This window comes from Thermus oshimai DSM 12092, from assembly GCF_000373145.1.
GTDB lineage: Bacteria > Deinococcota > Deinococci > Deinococcales > Thermaceae > Thermus > Thermus oshimai.
Genome location: NZ_KB890614.1, coordinates 281,922 through 300,253 on the forward strand (window position 1 = coordinate 281,922; position 18,332 = coordinate 300,253).

Annotated in this window: 14 protein-coding genes; 7 read left to right on the top strand and 7 right to left on the bottom strand. The window is 69.3% G+C overall.

Annotated features, from left to right (window positions below):
* Positions 1-2 precede the first annotated feature (2 nt).
* Entirely contained in the window at positions 3-3,500 is a 3,498-nt protein-coding gene (nifJ, locus tag B043_RS0107110; RefSeq protein ID WP_018461445.1) for a pyruvate:ferredoxin (flavodoxin) oxidoreductase, read from the top strand.
* Complete coding sequence (locus B043_RS0107115) at positions 3,497-4,495, top strand: dihydroorotate dehydrogenase-like protein (RefSeq protein ID WP_018461446.1); 999 nt, start codon at positions 3,497-3,499, stop codon at positions 4,493-4,495. Before nifJ ends, B043_RS0107115 begins: the two co-directional genes overlap by 4 nt.
* Here the strand turns inward: B043_RS0107115 and B043_RS0107120 are convergent.
* Positions 4,461-4,697: a hypothetical protein gene (locus tag B043_RS0107120; protein WP_016329725.1), complete on the bottom strand. Its 237-nt coding sequence runs from the start codon at positions 4,695-4,697 to the stop codon at positions 4,461-4,463. The genes B043_RS0107115 and B043_RS0107120 overlap by 35 nt on opposite strands.
* 22 nt (positions 4,698-4,719) lie before the next feature.
* On the opposite strand from B043_RS0107120, the gene polX reads away from it, so the two are divergent.
* Complete coding sequence (gene polX / locus B043_RS0107125) at positions 4,720-6,447, top strand: DNA polymerase/3'-5' exonuclease PolX (protein ID WP_018461447.1); 1,728 nt, start codon at positions 4,720-4,722, stop codon at positions 6,445-6,447.
* On the opposite strand, the gene B043_RS0107130 is transcribed toward polX, so the two are convergent.
* Both B043_RS0107130 and B043_RS0107135 read right to left on the bottom strand, forming a co-directional pair.
* Positions 6,425-7,093, bottom strand: coding sequence for a uracil-DNA glycosylase (locus B043_RS0107130; protein ID WP_018461448.1), 669 nt, complete (start codon positions 7,091-7,093; stop codon positions 6,425-6,427). The two genes, polX and B043_RS0107130, sit on opposite strands and share 23 nt — an antisense overlap.
* Positions 7,094-7,095: 2 nt before the next feature.
* A complete protein-coding gene (locus tag B043_RS0107135) occupies positions 7,096-8,661 on the bottom strand; it encodes an acyl-CoA carboxylase subunit beta (protein WP_016329722.1) in 1,566 nt (521 codons plus the stop codon).
* Between the two features lie 65 nt (positions 8,662-8,726).
* Here B043_RS0107135 and B043_RS0107140 point away from each other — a divergent pair, with 65 nt between their 5' ends.
* Positions 8,727-9,158, top strand: a complete 432-nt coding sequence (locus tag B043_RS0107140) for a hypothetical protein (protein WP_018461449.1) — start codon at positions 8,727-8,729, stop codon at positions 9,156-9,158.
* A gap of 43 nt (positions 9,159-9,201) precedes the next feature.
* Here B043_RS0107140 and B043_RS0107145 read toward each other — a convergent pair whose 3' ends face one another.
* The 3 genes from B043_RS0107145 to B043_RS0107155 are packed head-to-tail and all read right to left on the bottom strand — an operon-like array spanning position 9,202 to position 12,053.
* A complete protein-coding gene (locus tag B043_RS0107145) occupies positions 9,202-10,143 on the bottom strand; it encodes an electron transfer flavoprotein subunit alpha/FixB family protein (RefSeq protein WP_018461450.1) in 942 nt (313 codons plus the stop codon).
* 9 nt (positions 10,144-10,152) lie between these two features.
* On the bottom strand, positions 10,153-10,896 hold the full coding sequence (locus B043_RS0107150; RefSeq protein WP_018461451.1) for an electron transfer flavoprotein subunit beta/FixA family protein: 744 nt from the start codon (positions 10,894-10,896) through the stop codon (positions 10,153-10,155).
* An 11-nt stretch (positions 10,897-10,907) separates the two neighbouring features.
* Positions 10,908-12,053 (bottom strand): acyl-CoA dehydrogenase family protein, encoded by a 1,146-nt coding sequence (locus tag B043_RS0107155; protein ID WP_018461452.1) that lies wholly within the window; start codon positions 12,051-12,053, stop codon positions 10,908-10,910.
* Between the two features lie 99 nt (positions 12,054-12,152).
* Here B043_RS0107155 and B043_RS0107160 point away from each other — a divergent pair, with 99 nt between their 5' ends.
* Genes B043_RS0107160 through B043_RS0107170 form a run of 3 tightly spaced genes read left to right on the top strand, consistent with a single transcriptional unit; the run spans position 12,153 to position 17,816 of the window.
* Positions 12,153-15,047: an ATP-binding protein gene (locus B043_RS0107160; RefSeq protein ID WP_018461453.1), complete on the top strand. Its 2,895-nt coding sequence runs from the start codon at positions 12,153-12,155 to the stop codon at positions 15,045-15,047.
* The gene (locus B043_RS0107165) at positions 15,025-15,387 is read left to right on the top strand and encodes a response regulator (RefSeq protein ID WP_016329716.1); all 363 of its coding nucleotides are present in this window, start codon (positions 15,025-15,027) and stop codon (positions 15,385-15,387) included. The genes B043_RS0107160 and B043_RS0107165 overlap by 23 nt, the downstream gene beginning before the upstream one ends.
* A complete protein-coding gene (locus B043_RS0107170; RefSeq protein ID WP_018461454.1) occupies positions 15,384-17,816 on the top strand; it encodes a cation-translocating P-type ATPase in 2,433 nt (810 codons plus the stop codon). The genes B043_RS0107165 and B043_RS0107170 overlap by 4 nt, the downstream gene beginning before the upstream one ends.
* 69 nt (positions 17,817-17,885) lie before the next feature.
* Here B043_RS0107170 and B043_RS0107175 read toward each other — a convergent pair whose 3' ends face one another.
* On the bottom strand, positions 17,886-18,326 hold the full coding sequence (locus tag B043_RS0107175) for a universal stress protein (protein ID WP_018461455.1): 441 nt from the start codon (positions 18,324-18,326) through the stop codon (positions 17,886-17,888).
* Positions 18,327-18,332 lie beyond the last annotated feature (6 nt).

Consider the following 18,332-nt stretch of genomic DNA (forward strand, 5'->3'; position numbering starts at 1 on the left):
CCATGCGCCCCATCACCGTGGACGGCAACGAGGCGGTGGCCCGGGTGGCCTACCGCCTTTCCGAGGTCATCGCCATCTACCCCATCACCCCCTCCAGCCCCATGGCGGAGCTCTCCGACGAATGGGCGGCCCAGGGCCTGCCCAACCTCTTGGGCAGCGTGCCCCGGGTGGTGGAGATGCAGTCCGAGGGCGGGGCGGCGGGGGCCTTGCACGGGGCCTTGCAGGAAGGGGTCCTGGCCACCACCTTCACCGCCAGCCAGGGCCTCCTCCTCATGATCCCCGACATGTACAAGATGGCCGGCCAGCTCCTCCCCGGGGTCATCCACGTGGCCGCCCGCGCCGTGGCCACCCACGCCCTTTCCATCTTCGGCGACCACCAGGACCTCTACGCCGTCCGCCCCACGGGGTTCGGGATCCTGGTCTCCGAGTCCGTGCAGGCGGCCCAGGACCTGGCGGCCATCGCCCACGTTGCCGCCCTGAAGGCCAGCCTCCCCTTCCTCCACGCCATGGACGGGTTCCGCACCTCCCACGAGGTGCAGAAGATCCAGCCCCTTTCCGACCGGGAGCTCAAAGCCCTCTTCCCCTTTGAGGCCCTGAAGGCCTTCCGGGAACGGGCCCTCACCCCGGAGGCCCCCGTCCTTCGGGGGAGCGCCCAGAACCCCGACCACTTCTTCCAAAACCGCGAGGCCAGCAACCCCTTCTACCTCCGGGCCCCGAAGGTGGTGGCGGAGGTCATGGAGGCCTTCGGCCGGGTCACGGGCCGGCCCTACCAGCCCTACCAGTACCTGGGCCACCCGGAGGCGGAGCGGGTGGTGGTGGTCATGGGCTCGGGGAGCCTGGCGGTGGAGGAGGCCCTGGAGTACCTCCTGAAGCGGGGGGAGCGGGTGGGGATGGTGCGGGTCCGCCTCTACCGGCCCTTCGGCCTCGAGGCCTTCCTGGAGGCCCTGCCCAAGACCGCACGCCGCATCGCCGTCTTGGACCGGGGCAAGGAGGCGGGGGCCTTGGGGGAGCCCCTTTTCCAGGACGTGGCCGCGGCCTTGGCCCTGGGCGGGCGGCAGGCCCTCCTGGTGGGGGGGCGGTACGGGCTTTCCTCCAAGGAGTTCACCCCCGCCATGGCCCTTGGGGTCTACGAGGAGCTGGCCCGGGAAAACCCCCGCCACGGCTTCACCGTGGGGATAGAGGACGACGTCACCGGGCTTAGCCTCCCCTACCCGGAGGTGGACTTTGAGGACCCCGGGTCCGTGCGGGCGGTCTTCTTCGCCCTGGGCTCCGACGGCACGGTGTCCGCCAACAAGAACACCATCAAGATCATCGGGGAGGAAACCCCCCTCTACGCCCAGGGCTACTTCGTCTACGACTCCAAGAAATCCGGCTCCCGCACCGTGAGCCACCTGCGCTTCGGCCCAAGGCCCCTACAGAAGCCCTACCTGATCCGGAAGGCCAGCTTTGTGGGCATCCACCAGTGGAGCTTCCTGGAGCGGGTGCCCATGCTGGACGTGGCCGAGGAGGGGGCCACCCTGCTCCTCAACGCCCCTTACCCCAAGGAGGAGGTCTGGGACCGCCTGCCCCGGCCCGTCCAGGAGGCCATCCTGGAGAAGGGGCTCAAGGTCTACGTCATCAACGCCTACGAGCTGGCCCGGCAGGTGGGCCTTCCGGGGCGCATCAACACCATCATGCAGGCCGCCTTCTTCAAGCTCTCGGGGGTCCTGCCCGAGGAGGAGGCCAAGGCCCGCATCAAGCGGGGCATTGAGAAGAGCTACGGCAAGCGGGGAAGGAGCGTTTTAGAGAAGAACTTCCGGGCGGTGGACCTGGGCTTTGAGCGGGTGGAACCCCTTCCCATCCCCGGGCGGGTGACCTCGAGCCAAGACCTCCTGCCCCCCATGGTGGGGGAGGCCCCTCCCTTCGTGCGGGAGGTGCTGGGGCCCATCGCCCTGGGGCTTGGGGACAAGCTCCCCGTCTCCGCCTTCCCCCCAGACGGCACCTTCCCCACGGGCACCGCCCGCTACGAGAAGCGGGGCATCGCCGAGTACGTGCCCACCTGGGACGAAGGGGTCTGCGTCCAGTGCGGGAAGTGCGTGCTGGTCTGCCCCCACAGCGTCATCCGGGCCAAGGTGGTCCCGGAGGAGGTCCTCCAGGGGGCCCCCGAGGGCTTCCGCCACCGGAAGGCCATGTGGCGGGAGCTTTCCGGGGCCTACACCCTGGCCATCTCCCCCGACGACTGCACGGGCTGCAGCCTCTGCGTGGAGGTCTGCCCGGCCAAGGACAAGACCAACCCCAGCCGCAAGGCCTTGAACATGGCCCCGAGGCTTCTGGTGCGGGAGGAGATGAACCGGCACTGGGACTTCTTCCTCAGCCTTCCCGAAACGCCCAGGGCGCCCCTAAAGCTCCACACGGTGAAGGACGTGCAGCTCCTCCCGCCCCTCTTTGAGTTCCCGGGGGCCTGCGCGGGGTGCGGGGAAACCCCGTACCTGAAGCTCCTTTCCCAGCTCTTCGGGGACCGCCTCATCGTGGCCAACGCCACCGGGTGCAGCTCCATCTACGGGGGCAACCTGCCCACCACCCCCTGGGCCAAGAACGCGGAGGGCCGGGGGCCCGCCTGGGCCAACTCCCTCTTTGAGGACAACGCGGAGTTCGGCCTCGGCATGCGCCTGGCCCTGGACAAGAAGGCGGAGTACGCCAGGCGCCTCCTTCCCGAGTTCCGGGAGGTGTTGGGGGCGGAACTGGTGGAAAGGCTCTTAGCCCAGGTGGGGCCTGAGGGGGTGGAGGAGAGGCGGAAGGACGTGGCCCTTTTAAGGGAGCGCCTTTCCTCCCTCCAAGACCCCAGGGCCCAGGACCTCCTGGCGGTGGCGGAAGCCCTCATCCCCCACACGGTCTGGATCGTGGGGGGGGACGGCTGGGCCTACGACATCGGGTATGGGGGGCTAGACCATGTGCTTGCCAGCGGGGCCAACGTCAAGGTCCTGGTCCTGGACACCGAGGTCTACTCCAACACCGGGGGCCAGGCCTCCAAGGCCACGGGGCTGGGGGCGGTGGCCAAGTTCGCCGCGGGGGGCAAGAAGACCCCCAAGAAGGACCTGGCCTTCATGGCCATGAGCTACGGGCACGTCTACGTGGCCCAGGTGGCCATGGGGGCCAACGACGCCCACACGGTGCGGGCCTTCCTCGAGGCCGAGGCCCACCCCGGCCCCGCTCTCATCGTGGCCTACAGCCACTGCATCGCCCACGGGATCGACATGGCCAAGGGCATGGAGCACCAGAAGATGGCGGAGCGCTCCGGCTACTGGCCCCTTTTCCGCTACCTCCCCGGCCAGGGCCTCTTCCTGGACTCCAAGCCCCCCACCCTTCCTCTAAGGGAGTACCTCTACGCGGAAAACCGCTACCGCCTGGTCCTCCAGACCCACCCCGAGGCGGCGGAGGCCCTGTTGGAGGAGGCGGAACGGGCGGTGCGGGCCCGCTGGGAGCGGCTTGAGCGCATGGCGGCGAAGGAGGTGACGGCGTGAACCTGAAGACCACCTACCTGGGGCTCCCTCTGGAGCACCCCCTGGTGGCCTCCGCCTCCCCCCTTACGGAGAAGCTGGACGGCTTCCTGCGCTTGGAGGACGGGGGGGCGAGCGCCATCGTGATGCACTCCCTCTTTGAGGAGCAGGTCCTGCACGAGGAGGAGGCCCTGGACCACTACCTCCACTACGGCCACGAGAGCTACGCCGAGGCCCTCTCCTACTTCCCCCGGGCCCACGAGTACCGCCTTTCCCCCGAGCGCCACCTGGACCTCCTGGCCCGGGCCAAGGAACGGGTTTCCGTGCCCATCATCGCCAGCCTGAACGGGGTGAGCCGGGGGGGGTGGGTGGAGTACGCCCGGCTCCTGGAGGAGGCGGGGGCGGACGCCTTGGAGCTCAACCTCTACTACATCCCCACCGACCCCGCCCTTTCCGGGGCCGAGGTGGAGGCCATGTACCTGGACACCATCCGGGCGGTGGTGGAGGAGGTGCGGATCCCCGTGGCCGTGAAGGTGGGGCACGCCTTCACCGCCTTCGCCCACTTCGCCAAGCGGGTGGAGGGCACGGGGGCTAAGGGCCTCGTGCTCTTCAACCGCTTCTACCAGCCGGACATAGACCTGGAACGGCTGGAGTACGTCCCCACCCTCTCCCTTTCCCGCCCCTACGAGGCCCTGTTGCGCCTCCACTGGATCGCCCTCCTCTACGGCCGGGTGGGGCTGGAGCTGGCCCTTACGGGGGGCGTGCACTCGGGGCGGGAGGCGGCCAAGGGGATCCTGGCCGGGGCCCAGGTGGTCATGATGACCTCCGCGGTGCTCCAGCAGGGCCCCGGCCACTTCCGCACCGTCTTGGGGGAGCTTCGGGCCTTCATGGAGGAGAAGGGGTACGAGAGCCTGGAGGAGATGCGGGGGGCCATGAGCTACCAGAAGGTGGCCGAACCCGCGGCCTTGGAGCGGGCCAACTACCTCAAGGTGCTGGGCTCGTATCGGCTTCTTCCTTGAGGGCGTACACCCCCTTCCCCAGGGCCACCACCGGGCTCCGGTGCCAGCGGGCTAGGGCGGAGAGGCGGATGCGGGCGATCTTCACCGGGTCCTGTACCTCCCGCCAGTGGCCCTTTTCCTTGAGCTTCAGCCCCACCTCCCGGTAGTGGAGGGGGCGGCCCGCTTCCTTCAGGATCTCCACCACCCATTCCCGGAAGGCCACGGGAAAAGTCTATAGTAGGCCTATGCGGAACGAGGAGCTGGCCCAGGTCTTTGAGGAGATCGCCCTCATGAGCGAGTTCCTGGGGGACAACCCCTTCCGGGTGCGGGCCTACCTCGAGGCCGCCCGCACCCTCCGCGACCTGGACATCCCCATTGAAACCGTGGCCCAAAAGGGCAAGGAGGCCCTGTTGGAGCTTCCCGGCATCGGCCCTGATTTGGCGGAAAAGATCCTGGAGTTTTTGGCCACGGGGCGGGTGAAAAAACACCAGGAGCTTTTGGCCCAGGTCCCCCGGGGGGTCCTTGCGGTCATGGCCGTGCCCGGGGTGGGGCCCAAAACCGCCCGCCAGCTTTACGAGGCCTTGGGGATAGACTCCCTGGAAGGGCTGAAAGAGGCCCTGGAGCGGGGGGATCTCCTGAAGCTTAAGGGTTTTGGCCCGAAGAAGGCGGAGCGCATCCGGGAGGGGCTGGATCTCCTCCAGGCCACCGGGAGGAGGCGCCCCTTGGGGGCGGTGCTCTCCTTTGCCCGGAACTTTTTGGAAGAGATCCGGGCCCTTCCCGGGGTGGAGAAGGCGGAGCTTTGCGGCTCGGCCCGGCGCTACAAGGAGACCGTGGGGGATCTGGACTACCTGGCGGCGAGCCCCACCCCCGAGCGGGTGGTGGAGGGCTTCGTGCGCCTAAAGGGGGTGGCCCGGGTCTACGCCAAAGGGGAGGAAAGGGCCACGGTTTTCCTGAAGGATGGCCTCCAGGTGGACCTCCGGGTGGTCCCGCCGGAAAGCTTTGGCTCGGGCCTCCAGTACCTCACGGGGAGCAAGGACCACTCCATCCGCCTACGGGCCCTGGCCCAGGAAAAGGGCTTAAAGCTTTCCGAGTACGGGGTCTTCCGGGGGGAGGAACGCCTGGCGGGGGCCACGGAGGAGGAGGTCTACGCCGCCCTCGGCCTCCCCTGGATCCCGCCCCCCCTAAGGGAGAACCGGGGGGAGGTGGAGGCGGCCCTAAAGGGCGAGCTCCCCGTGCTCCTCGCCCCGGAGGACATCCGGGGGGACCTCCAGGTCCACTCCACCTATTCCGACGGCAAGAACACCCTGGAGGAGCTCTGGCGGGCGGCCAAGGCCCTGGGGTACGAGTACCTGGCGGTCACGGACCACTCCCCCGCGGTGCGGGTGGCGGGGGGGCCTTCCCCCGAGGCGGCCCTCAAGCGCATCGAGGCCATCCGCCGCTTCAACGAGACCCATGGGCCCCCCTACCTCCTCGCGGGGGCGGAGGTGGACATCCACAAGGACGGGGGCCTGGACTACCCCGACTGGGTCCTGAGGGAGCTGGATATCGTCCTCGTTTCCATCCACAGCCACTTCAAGCTCTCCAAGGCCGAGCAGACCAAAAGGCTCCTCAAGGCCCTGGAAAGCCCCTTCGTCCACGTCCTGGCCCACCCCACGGCCCGCCTCCTGGGCCGCCGCCCGCCTATAGAGGCGGACTGGGAGGCGGTCTTCGCCAAGGCGAGGGCCCAGGGGGTGGCGGTGGAGATTGACGGCTATTACGACCGCATGGACCTCCCCGACGACCTGGCCCGCCTGGCCTACGGGATGGGCCTTTGGGTGAGCCTCTCCACCGACGCCCACCAGACCGACCACCTGCGCTACATGGAGCTCGCGGTGGGCACGGCCCAAAGGGCCTGGATTGGTAAGGAGAGGGTCCTGAACACCCTTCCTTACGAGAAGCTCATGGCCTGGCTCAAAGCCCGGCGAGGCGTTTAGCTTCCTCCAGCACCTGGAGGAACATCTCCTTCGTGAGCCTGCCGGTCTGGGTGTTCTGGCGGGAGACGTGGTAGCTGTCCAGGAGGTATTTCCCCCCGGGGAGGGGGTGGATCCGGCCGTGGGCGAAGGGGAAATGGGCCTTTTTTAGCCCAAAGTGCTCCAGTAGGGCCTCGTGGGCGATATGGCCCAGGGCCAGGTAGACCCTGACCTCGGGGAGGAGGGCGAGCTCGCGCTCCGTCCAGCGGGCGCAGGTCCTAAGCTCCGCCCGGCTTGGGCGGTTCCCCGGCGGGGCGCAGCGCACGGCGGCGGTGAGGTAGACCCCAAAGAGCTTCAGGTCGTCCCCGGGCTCGCTTTCCGGCTTGTTGGCAAGCCCGGCCTGGAAGAGGAGGGGGTAGAGGAAGGCCCCGGAGGCGTCCCCGGTGAAGGGGCGGCCCGTGCGGTTGGAGCCGTGGGCCCCCGGGGCCAGGCCGAAGAGGAGGACCCTGGCCCTAGGGTCCCCAAACCCCGGCACCGGCCTGCCCCAGTAGGGAAAGTCCCGGTAGGCGGCGCGTTTTTTCCTGGCCACCTCCTCCCGGTGGGCGACCAGCCTTGGGCAGAGGCGGCAGGCGGAAAGCTCTTGGTAAAGGGCCTCCAGGTCCGCTTCCATGCTTAGAGGGGGATGTTGTCGTGCTTTTTGAAGGGCCGCTCCTCCTTCTTCGTCCAGAGCATCTCCAGGTGGCGGAAGAGGACGGCCCGGGTATGCTCGGGGCTGATGATGTCGTCAATGTACCCCCGGGCCGCGGCCACGTAGGGGTTGTCAAAGGCCTGGCGGTACTCCTCGATCTTCCGCCTGCGGGTTTCCTCGGGGTTGGGGGAGGACTGGATCTCCTTGCGGAAGACGATGTTGGCCGCCCCCTCGGCCCCCATCACCGCCACCGCCGCGGTGGGCCAGGCCAGGACCACGTCCGCCCCCATGTCCTTGGAGTTCATGGCCAGGTAGGCCCCCCCGTAGGCCTTGCGCACGATGAGGGTGATCTTGGGCACCGTGGCCTCAGCGTAGGCGAAGAGCATCTTGGCCCCGTGGCGGATGATGCCCCCGTGCTCCTGGGCCACCCCGGGGAGGAAGCCCGTGACGTCCACCAGGGTGAGGATGGGGATGTTGAAGGCGTCCATGGTGCGGATGAAGCGGGCGGCCTTGTCCGAGGCGTGGATGTCCAGGGCCCCGGCCATGAAGCGGGGGTTGTTGGCCACCACCCCCACGGGGTAGCCCCCAAGCCGCCCCAGGCCCACGATGATGTTGCGGGCGAAGCGGGGTTGGATCTCCAGGAACTCCCCGCCGTCCAGAAGGGTGCGGATCACCTGGTGCATGTTGTAGGGGCGCTTGGCGTCGGGGTGGACGATGTCCATAAGCTCCGGGGTGGGGCGGAGGGGGTCGTCCTTTGGGGCCAGCACGGGGGGCTTTTCCCGGCTGTTTTGGGGCAGGTAGGAGAGGAGCTTGCGGATGAGCTCCAGGACCTCCAGGTCGTCCTTCCCCTCCAGGTGGGCCACCCCGCTTTTCTCCATGTGCACGTCGGCCCCGCCCAGCTCCTCAAAGCTCACCTCCTCCCGGGTCACGCTCTTGATGACCTCGGGGCCGGTGATGAACATGTAGCTCGTCCCCCGGCTCATGAGGACGAAGTCCGTCATGGCCGGGCTGTAGACCGCCCCCCCGGCGCAGGGGCCCAGGATGGCGGAGATCTGGGGCACCACCCCGGAATAGAGGGCGTTGCGGTAGAAGACCTCCCCGTAGCCCGAGAGGCTATCCACCCCCTCCTGGATGCGGGCCCCCGCGGAGTCGTTCAGGCCGATGATGGGGGCCCCCACCTTGGCCGCCAGGTCCATGAGGCTGGCGATCTTGCGGCCGTGCATCTTGCCCAAGGACCCCCCCAGGACGGTGAAGTCCTGGCTGAAGACGAAGACCCGCCGCCCCCCGATGGTGCCGTAGCCCGTCACCACCCCGTCCGCGGGGGCCTCGAGGCCCTCCATGAGCCCGGTTTCCAAATGCTCCACGAAGGGCATGAGCTCCACGAAGCTCCCGGGGTCCAGGAGGTGTTCTATCCGCTCCCGGGCGGTGAGTTTGCCCTGCTGGTGCTGTTTTTTTATGCGCTCTTCCCCCCCGCCCAGGAGGATTTTTTTCCTTCTTTCCTCCAGTTCCGCCAGGAGTTCATCCAGGATGAGCCGGGCGTTGTCCGCCATACGGCCCGCATGATACTATGACGAGACTCCCCGGGCCTACGCCGGGGAAGGAAAGGAGGGGTTCCATGAAAAGGTGGCTTTTCGGCGTGTCCTTGGTCCTGCTCCTCCTTCTGGCCTTCGTGGGGTACCGGGGGTACGTGGCCCTGGGGCGCCTCGAGGCGCGGGTGGCGGCCCTGGAGGAGCGCCTTTCTGCCCAGGAGGAGGCCCTAAAGACCTTGGGGGGCCGGGTGGCGGACCTGGAAAAGGAGGTGCTCCAGGCCCCTGCCGAGCCCCTGGCCCTGCCCCAGCCCCCCGAGGCCCCCGCGCCCCCCGCCTGGCCCTACGTGCTTGGGGCCTTGGTGGTGGCCCTCCTCCTTTACCTCCTTTTCCGCCTGCTCCTGCCTTCGCGCCCCGCCTCCCTTAAGGAGGGAAAGGGCGCCTCTTTCGCCGAGGAGCTCCAGGAGGAAAAGCGCATGGAGGAGGAGGGCGCTCCCCCTAAGCCTGAGGACCGGAGTTAAGTGCCCCGCCGAAGCCTTCGCTTCGGCGGGGGCCCCAAGGGTCTTAGTCTTTCAGCTTCTTCACCGCCTGGATCAGGGCGGGCAGGACCTGGTGCACGTCCCCCACGATGCCGTAGTCCGCGTGCTTGAAGATGGGGGCCTCGGGGTCCTTGTTCACCGCTACGATGTACTTGCTCTTGTTCATCCCGGCGAGGTGCTGCACCGCCCCGGAAACCCCCAGGGCGATGTAGAGGGTGGGCTGCACGGTCTTGCCCGTCTGGCCCACCTGCTCGCCGTAGGGGCGCCAGCCCGCGTCCACCACCGCCCGGGTGGCCCCCACCGCGCCCCCGAGGAGGGCGGCGAGCTCCTCTATGGCCTTGAAGGCCTCCGCGCTCCCCATGCCCCGGCCCCCCGTGACCACCACGTCCGCCTCGGCGAGGGAGACCCCCTTCTTCTCCTCCTGGATCTTCTCCAGGACCTCCACCGTTTCCACCGGCGGGAGGGGGAGGGCCTCCACCCGGCCTTCCCCTTTGGGCTCGGCGGGGGGGGTGGTGTTGGGCTTCACGGTGAGCACCACCGGGAGGGCGGCCTTCACCTTTTGGGTTACCCGGTTCAGGTAGGCGTAGCGGGTGGCGTAGACCTCGCCCCCCTCGGCCCAGGACTCCAGGGTGTCCTCCAGAAGCCCCGCCCCCAGGGCGAAGGCCACCCGGCCCAGGTAGGTGCGGGACTGGCGGGAGGAGGGGGCAACCACGGCCTTAGCCCCCTTCTTGGCCGCCTCCAAAACGGCCTTGGCCCAGCGCTCCGCGGTGTAGGGGCCGGCCTCCACGGTGTAGAGGAGGTCCACGTACCTGCGGGCCTCCTCCGCCACTCCGCCCAGGCCCTCCCCGATGAGGACCCCCGCCACCTCGCCCCCCAAGGCCTCCTGGAGCCGGTAGGCCCGGGCGAGGGCCTCGAGGCTCCCCTTTCTCAGCCGGTTTCCGTCGTGGTCCAGCACCACCAGGATCATGGCCACCTCCTAGATCACCTTGGCCTCTTCGTGGAGGAGCCGGACCAGCTCCTCCGCCGCGGCCACGGGGTCCTTGCCGTCCAGGATCTTTCCGAGCCTGGCCTTTTCCTGGATGGTCTCCTCCAGGAGGGCCACCTTGGGGCTCACCTGGGCGGCCACCTTGCGGATCTCCTTTTTCTTGGCCTTCATGATGCCGGGGAGGGTGGGGTAGCGGGGCTCGTTCAGGCCCTGCTGGGTGGTGAAGACCGCGGGGAGCCGCACCCGCACCCACTCCGCCCCCTCGTCCAGGTCGTGCTTGGCCCGGGCGGTTTCGCCTTCCAGCTCGAGGGCGGTGGTCCAGGCCACCACCGGCACCCCCAGGGCCTCCGCCAGGGCGCCCCCCAGGGCTTGGCTGTCCCAGTCCGCCTGCTGCCCCCCGGTGAGGACGAGGGTGGGGGCCTCCTCCCGGAGCACGGGGGCCAGGGCCTCCGCCACCGCCACGGGGTCGGCGTAGCCCTCATGGACCACGTGCACCCCCCGGTCCATGCCCATGGCCAAGGCGGTGCGGATGGCCTCCTCCACCCGCTCAGGGCCAAAGCCCACCACCACGGCCTCCCCCCCGTGCTTCTCCTTCAGCCGCAGGGCCTCCTCCACCGCGTACTCGTCCATCTGGTCCAGGATGAGGGTGGCCCCCGAGAGGTCCACCCGCCCCCCCTGGACCTTGAGCCTGCTCTCCCCGTCGGGGACCTGCCGGATCACCGCGATGAACTTCATCTCCTCGCCTCCTATTCCGCCAGGATGTGCCTGGCGATGATGAGCCTCTGGATCTCGTTGGTGCCCTCGTAGATCTGGTTGAGCTTCACGTCCCTGAGGAGCTTTTCCACCGGGTATTCCCGCACGTAGCCGTAGCCCCCGTGGATCTGGATGGCCTGGTTGGCGGCCTCAAAGGCCACCTCCGAGGCGTAGGCCTTGGCGATGGCGCTGGCGTGGGCGTGGGGTAGGCCCTGGTCCGCCAGCCAGGCGGCGTAGTAGGTGTAGGCGCGGGCGGTTTCAATCCCGATGAGGATGTCCGCCAGCTTGAACTGGATGGCCTGGAAGTTCGCGATCTTCTGCCCGAAGGCCTCCCGTTCCTTGGCGTACTTCACCGCCTCGTCCAGGGCGCGCCGGGCCACCCCCACGCTCCCTGCGGCCACGGGGATGCGGGTCTTGTTCAGGGTCTGCATGGCGATCTTGAACCCCTCGCCCTCCTCCCCCAGGCGGTTTTCCACCGGCACCTCCACGTTCTCAAACACGAGCTCGTAGGTGCCCGAGGCCCGCTGGCCCATCTTCCCGTGGATCTTGATGGCCTTGAAGCCGGGGGTGCCCCGCTCCACCACCAGGGCCACCACCCCCTTGTGCCGGAGCTCGGGGTTCAGGGTGGCGAAGACCACCACCCACTCCGCCTCGCCCCCGTTGGAGATCCACATCTTGGTGCCGTTCAGGATGTACCGGTCCCCTTGGCGGACGGCCCTAGTCCTAAGGGCGGCCGCGTCCGAGCCGTTTCCGGGCTCTGAGAGGGCGAAGGCGGCCAGGGCGGGCTTTTCCGTGAGGGGCTTCAGGAAGCGCCGCTTCTGCTCCTCTGTGCCGGCAAGGAGCACGGGGGTGATGCCCAGGTCGCTGGCCATGGGGATGGTGTAGATGCCCATGCACCCGTAGGCCAGCTCCTCCCCCACGATGACCTCGTCCAGCATCTTGAGGCCCATCCCGCCGTATTCCTCGGGGATGATGGCGTTGAGGAGGCCCACTTCGTGGAGCTTCTCTATCACCGGCCAGGGGACCTCTTCCTTTTCGTCGTACTCCCGGGCCACGGGGAGGATGACCTCCTTGGCGAAGCGCCGGGCCAGGGCCTGGAGCTGTTTCTGCTCCTCGGTGAGGCTGAAATCTATGGCCATCCTGACCTCCTTGGGGCCCCCGGGCGGGCCTCCCTTTGACCAAGTCTAAGATTTTCGCCCCGCCCTTGCAACCCCGGCCCCATGCTACCATGGGGGCAGATGCGGCTTTCTGGAGCCCTTTCCGTCCTCGGGCGCTTTCAGCGGGCTCTTCTCAAGGACCTCGAGCCCACCCAGATCCTGAGAAACCTCCTGGAAGTGGCCACGGAGGAGGGGGCGGAGCGGGCGGCCCTGTTCCTCTACCACCCCGAGACCCGGGAGCTGGTGGGGGAGGTGGCCTCGGGCCGGGGGCGGCACTACACGGTCTCGGCCATCGCCCTGCCCCTCTACCGGAAGGGGGAGGTGCAGGAGGCCTTTTTCTCCGAGGGGCCGGTGAAGCGGGGCGAGGAGTGGCTCCTTCCCGTGGTGGGGGAGGAGGGGGACTACTGCTGGGCCGACCCCGAGGCGCGGTGCACCCAGCGCCCCCGCGCAAGCCGGGAAAGCCGCCCCCTCATCTGCCCCTCCTGCCCCCGCTTTGCCGCCAAAGGGGTGCTGAGCCTGGAGGGGGTCCCCGAGCCCCTAAAGCCCCTCCTTCCCCTCTTGGCCCAGCTCACCGCCTTGGCCCTGAAAAACGCCCACCTCCTGAAGGAGCGGGACGGGGCCCTGGCCCGGCTTGCCCGCCAGGCGGAGGCCCTGGCCCACGTCACCGCCCTCTCCCGGGAGATCGCCCGCTCCCTGGAGCCCGACGCCGTGCTGGAAACCCTGGCCCGGGCCCTGAAGGAGCGCTTCGGGTTCTACCGGGTCACCGTGGCCCTGGCCCGGGACGGGGTCCTCCAGGGCCACCTCACCCTCAAGGGGGAGGCCCTCTACTGGACGGAAGGGAGGAGCCGCATTCGCTTAAGCCTCGCCTCCTCCCCCGACCCCCTGGCCCGGGCGGTGCGGGAGGGCAAAACCCTCCTCCTCTCCCGGGAGGAGCTCCCTGAGCCCTTGAGGGGGGAGATGGGCGCCACGGTGGCCTTCGTGCCCATCCTGGCGGAGGGGGAGGCCCTGGGGGCGTTGGCCGTGGACCACGGGCCTGGGGGGCCGGGGGTGAGCGAGGAGGAGGTGCGCTACCTGGAGCTCCTCTCGGGGGTGGCGGGGGTGGCCCTGAGGAACGCCCAGCTTTACCGGGAGAAGACCGCGCTCTCCTTAGCCCTGGCCTCGGAGCGGAAGCGGCTTTCGGAGGTGCTGGAGGAGCTCCCCGACGGGGTGGTGGTCCTCTTTGGGGAGCGGGGCTTCGCCAACGCCCGGGCCCGGGAGGCTTTGGGGGTGGGGGCGGAGGTGGGCCTGGCGGAGCTTCCCCTGGCCCTGGGCCCCGCCCTTTCCGGGGGGCGGACGGAGCTCCTTCTGGGGGGCCAGGCCTATAGCGTCCGGGGGCGCAGGCTTTCGGGCTTCAGCGTTCTCGTGCTCCACGACATCAGCGAGCGGGCCCGCATGGAAAAGGCCCTGAGGGATCAGGTGGCCTTTACCCAGGCCCTGGTGGACCTGGCCCAGGCCGCCCTGGCGGAGGGGCGCCTCGAGGCCCTGGCGGCGCGCATCGCCGAGCGGCTTCGGGGCCTTTTCGGGGCGGAGGAGGCCTTCCTGGCCGCGGAGGAGGGGGGGGCGTTGCGCCCCCTCTACACCACCTGCCCCCTGCCCCCTGGGGGCCTTCCCCGGCCCAACCTCCTGGAACGGGCCATGGAGGAGGGGAAGCCTTTGGGGGTGGAGGCCTTGGGCCGGGCGGACTGCGCCCTGGCGGAGGCCTTGGGCCTGAAATCGGCCCTCGTCATCCCCTTCCGGGCGGGGGGGTTTAGGGGCGGCCTCCTTCTCGGCTACAAGCGGCCCCGGCGTTTCGGCAAGGCCTTGGATCGGCTCGGCCAGCTCTCCGCCCTCCTGGCCCTGGTGCTGGAAAAGGCCCGCTTCCTGGAGCGCCTCGAGGCGGAGGAGGTGCGCCTCAGGGCCCTATTGGAAAACGCCCAGGACGTGGTCTACGTCCTGGACAGGGAGGGGTATATCCGCTTCGTGAGCGAAAGCGTCCGCCCGGTCCTCGGCTACGACCCCGAGGGGCACAAGAAGGCCCCCCTGAACGCCCTGGACTTCGTCCACCCCGAGGACCGCCCCCTGGCCGAGAGCCTCTTCCGGGAGCTTTTGGCCCATGGGGGGGAGGTGCGCTCGGCGGCGTTCCGCGTCCTCCACGCCTCGGGGGAGCCCATCCCCATGGAGGCCTTCGGCCGGAACCTCCTCCACGACCCCCGGGTGGGGGGGGTGGTGGTCACCCTGCGGGACTTAAGGCCCCACCTGGAGGCGGAGCGGCTCAAAGGGGAGTTCATCGCCGCGGTGAGCCACGAGCTCAGGACCCCTCTGGCGGTGATCATGGGCCTGGCGGAGCTTCTCAAGGAGGAGGGCCTTTCCCCTTCCGCAGAGGAGTCCGTAGAGCTCATCCTGGAAAGCGCCTTCCGCCTCAAGACCATGGTGGACAACCTCCTGGACACGAGCCGCTTGGAGGCCGGCCGCTTTGAGGTGAACCGGCGGCCTGTGCACCTGGCCCCCCTTCTAAGAGACCTGGCCCGGAGCTTTTCCGGGGTGGCCCGGCTTTCGGGGGTGGGCTTTTCGGTGGAGGTGGAGGAGCTTCCCCTTTTCCTCGCCGACCCCGACCGGGTGGTGCAGGTGGTGGGGAACCTCTTGAGTAACGCCTTCAAGTTCACCCCCCCAGGGGGGGAGGTGCGGCTTTCCGCCCGCGCCACAGAGGAGGCGGTGGTCCTGGAGGTGGCGGACACCGGCCCCGGCATCCCCAAGGAGGACCTGCCCCGCCTTTTCCAGCGCTACGCCCGGGCCAAGAACGCGGAGAAACGGGGGGTTTCGGGCACGGGGCTTGGCCTTTTCATCTCCAAGCACATCGTGGAGGCCCACGGGGGGCGGATCGAGGTGGAGACGGAGGAGGGGAAGGGAAGCCGCTTCCGGGTTATCCTACCCCTGTATGGCCCGGATCCTCCTCATTGAGGACGAACCCCTGGTGGCCCACACCCTGCGCCGCCACCTGGAGCGGGCAGGGCACCAGGTGGTCTGGGCCCCCTCCGGCGAAAGGGGGCTGGCCCTTTTGGGGGAGGGGTTCCAGCTGGTGGTCTGCGACCTGGTCATGCCCGGGCTTTCCGGCCTCGAGGTCATCCGGAGGATCAGGGAGGCGGGGGGCCCCCCGGTCCTGGCCCTTTCCGCCAGCGTCTCCGCCCAAAGCCAAGAGGAGGCCCTGCGGGCGGGGGCCCGGGCCTTTTTGGGCAAGCCTTTTGAGGCCCAGGGTCTTCTGGCCCTGGTGGACCGCCTGCTGGGGGAAGGCCAGGCGTGAGGGGTCTTACCCAGCAAGAGGCTGAACGGCGCCTTAAGGCGGTGGGCCCCAACGCCCTCCCCGAAAGGCCCCCCGAGCCCCTCTGGCGGAAGTTCCTCCGCCAGTTCCAAAGCCCCCTCATCTACATCCTCCTCTTCGCCCTCCTCCTGGAGGGGGGGCTGTGGCTTTGGGAAGGGGGCCAGGGGGTTCCCCTGGAGGCCTTGGCCATCCTGGCCATCCTCCTCCTGAACGCCCTTCTCGGGGTGTGGCAGGAGAAGCGCTCGGAAGAGGCCCTGCGCCGCCTCAAGGCCCTGGCCCAGCCCCTGGTCTGGGTCCTGCGGGACGGGGCCTTCCGCCGCCTGCCCAGCGCCCTCCTCGTCCCCGGGGACGTGGTGCGTCTGGAGGCGGGGGACCGGATTCCCGCGGACGGCCGCTTCCTGGAGGCCCATGGGGTCCTGCTGGACGAAAGCGTCCTCACCGGGGAAAGCGTCCCCCTGGAGAAGGGGGCGGGGGAGGAGGCCCTGGCGGGAACCCTTCTGGTCCGGGGCCGGGCCCTTCTGGAGGTCACCCGCACCGGCCCCCAGAGCGCCATGGGCCGCATCGCCGGCCTCCTTTCGGAGATGGAGGAGGAGAAGACCCCTTTAGAAAGGCGCCTCGAGGCCTTCGGCCGCCGGGTGGCCCGGCTGGTCCTCCTCCTCGCCTTCCTCCTGGTCCTCCTGGGGGCTTTGGCCGAGGGGTTTTCCCTGAAGATCCTCCTCTTCGCCGTGGCCCTGGCGGTGGCCGCGGTCCCCGAGGGCCTGCCCGCCATCCTGGCCGTGGCCCTGGCCCTGGGGGTGGAGCGCATGGCGCGAAGGAAGGCGGTGGTGCGCCGCCTTTCCGCGGTGGAGGCCCTGGGGAGCGTAACCCTCATCGCCACGGACAAGACGGGCACCCTCACGGAAAACCGCATGGAGGTCCAGGGGGTGCACTTCCCCGAAGGCTTCCCCAAGCCCCCAGAAGAGCTCGTCCTCCTGGCCATGGTCCTCCCCAACGACGCGGACCTGGACACGGGGGCCGGGGACCCCTTGGAGCTGGGCCTCCTCCGCTACGCCGCGGGGAGGGTGGACGTGAAGGCCCTGCGCCAAGCCCACCCCCGCCTTTCCGAGCGTCCCTTTGACAGCGCCTGGAAGTACATGCGGGTGACCACCCCCAAGGGGAGCTTCCTCAAGGGGGCCCCCGAGGCCCTCATCCCCCGCCTGGCCCTGGACGGGGAGGGCCAGGCCCGCCTGTTGGAGGAGGCCGAGGCCTTGGCGGAAGAGGGCTACCGCCTCCTGGCCCTGGCCTACGGGGAGGGGGAGCGGGAGGAAGGCCTCACCTTCTTGGGCTTCGTCCTCCTCCTGGACCCGCCCCGTCCTGAGGTGCCCGAGGCGGTGCGCCGGGTGCGGGAGGCGGGGGTGCGGGTGGTCATGGTCACCGGGGACCACCCGGCCACCGCCTTGGCCATCGCCAGGAAGGTGGGCCTAGGGGTCCGCCGGGTGGCCACGGGGGCGGAGATCCCCCGCTTGAGCCGGGAGGAGCTTCTGGAGGTGGACCTCTTCGCCCGGGTGGCCCCCGAGGACAAGCTCCGCATCGTGGAGGCCTACCAGGAGGCGGGGCACGTGGTGGCCATGACCGGGGACGGGGTGAACGACGCCCCGGCCCTCAAGCGGGCGGACGTGGGGGTGGCCATGGGCCAGCGGGGCTCGGACGTCTCCCGGGAGGTGGCGGACCTGGTCCTTCTGGACGACAACTTCGCCACCATCGTGGCCGCCATAGAGGAGGGGCGGAACATCTTTGAGAACATCCAGAAGTTCCTGCGCTTCCTCTTCTCCACCAACCTCTCGGAGCTTTTGGTGGTTTCCCTGGGCCTGGTCTTCGCCGCCCTCCTCGGCCTGAGGGACCCGGAGGGTCACCTCCTCCTTCCCCTCACCGCGGTGCAGATCCTCTGGATCAACCTGGTCACCGACGGCCTCCCCGCCCTGGCCCTGGCCCTGGACCGGAACCCCGGGGTCCTCCTCCGCCCTCCCAGGCCCAAGGAGGCCCCCCTCCTGGACTCCTTGAGCCTCCGCTTCATCCTCCTCACGGGAAGCCTGAAGGCCCTGGTGGCCCTGGGGCTTCTCGCCCTCCTGCCCCTCTTCCTGGGCCTCGAGGGCGCCCGGGGGGCGGTCTTCCACTACATGGCCATCGGCCAGCTCTTCTTCGCCTTCCCCGCCCGCCACACCCACCTCCACCCCCTGCCCAACCCCTGGCTCTCCGGGGCGGTGGCCCTGGGGGTCCTCCTCCAGCTTGGGATCGCGTTTTTCCTGCCCCAGGCCTTTGAAACCCCCCTCTTGCCCCCCCTGGCCTTGGGGGGGGTGGTGCTGGCCGCGCTGTTCACCTGGCTCCTGGCGGAGGGGGTGGATCGGGTAATCTGGCGAAAGGAGGCGGCATGAAGGCCAAAGACGCCGCCATCGCGGTCCCTGTGGGCACCAGCCTGAGGGAGAGGCTGGCCCCTTAGGGCTTTACGCCCTGCGGTAGGGCACCACCAGGACGGGCTTGGGGCTTTTGCGCACCACCTCCAAGGTGACGCTTCCCAGAAGGAGCCGGTCCAGCCCCGTGCGGCCGTGGGTGGCCATGACGACGAGGTCGTGGTCCTCCGCCAGCCTCAGGATCACCTCCGCGGGGCGGCCTTCCAGGAGGTGGGCGCTGAACTCCACCCCCCGCTCCTGGGCCAGCCGGGTGGCCCGGTCCAGGGCCCGTAGCCCCTCCTGCCGGAGGTCCTCCAGGAGCTGTTCGTAATAGGGGACGGTCTCCCGCCCCAGAAGGAGGTTTGGCCTTAGGGGTTCCAGGACGTAGACCAGGCTCACCTGGGCCCGCAGGGCCTGGGCCAGGTCCAGGCCCTCCCGAAGGCTCCTTTCCGCGGCTTCGGAGCCGTCCGTGGGTAAAAGCAGGGTGCGGTACATCTTCCC

Coding starts and splice junctions, on each gene's coding strand:
- B043_RS0107150 (WP_018461451.1), bottom strand. CDS start 10,896: ATGAAGTTCATCGCGGTGATCCGGCAGGTCCCCGACGGGGAGAGCAGG.
- B043_RS0107130 (WP_018461448.1), bottom strand. CDS start 7,093: ATGGAAGCGGACCTGGAGGCCCTTTACCAAGAGCTTTCCGCCTGCCGC.
- B043_RS0107160 (WP_018461453.1), top strand. CDS start 12,153: ATGCGGCTTTCTGGAGCCCTTTCCGTCCTCGGGCGCTTTCAGCGGGCT.
- polX (WP_018461447.1), top strand. CDS start 4,720: ATGCGGAACGAGGAGCTGGCCCAGGTCTTTGAGGAGATCGCCCTCATG.
- B043_RS0107155 (WP_018461452.1), bottom strand. CDS start 12,053: ATGGCCATAGATTTCAGCCTCACCGAGGAGCAGAAACAGCTCCAGGCC.
- B043_RS0107165 (WP_016329716.1), top strand. CDS start 15,025: ATGGCCCGGATCCTCCTCATTGAGGACGAACCCCTGGTGGCCCACACC.
- B043_RS0107135 (WP_016329722.1), bottom strand. CDS start 8,661: ATGGCGGACAACGCCCGGCTCATCCTGGATGAACTCCTGGCGGAACTG.
- B043_RS0107140 (WP_018461449.1), top strand. CDS start 8,727: ATGAAAAGGTGGCTTTTCGGCGTGTCCTTGGTCCTGCTCCTCCTTCTG.
- B043_RS0107175 (WP_018461455.1), bottom strand. CDS start 18,326: ATGTACCGCACCCTGCTTTTACCCACGGACGGCTCCGAAGCCGCGGAA.
- nifJ (WP_018461445.1), top strand. CDS start 3: ATGCGCCCCATCACCGTGGACGGCAACGAGGCGGTGGCCCGGGTGGCC.
- B043_RS0107145 (WP_018461450.1), bottom strand. CDS start 10,143: ATGATCCTGGTGGTGCTGGACCACGACGGAAACCGGCTGAGAAAGGGG.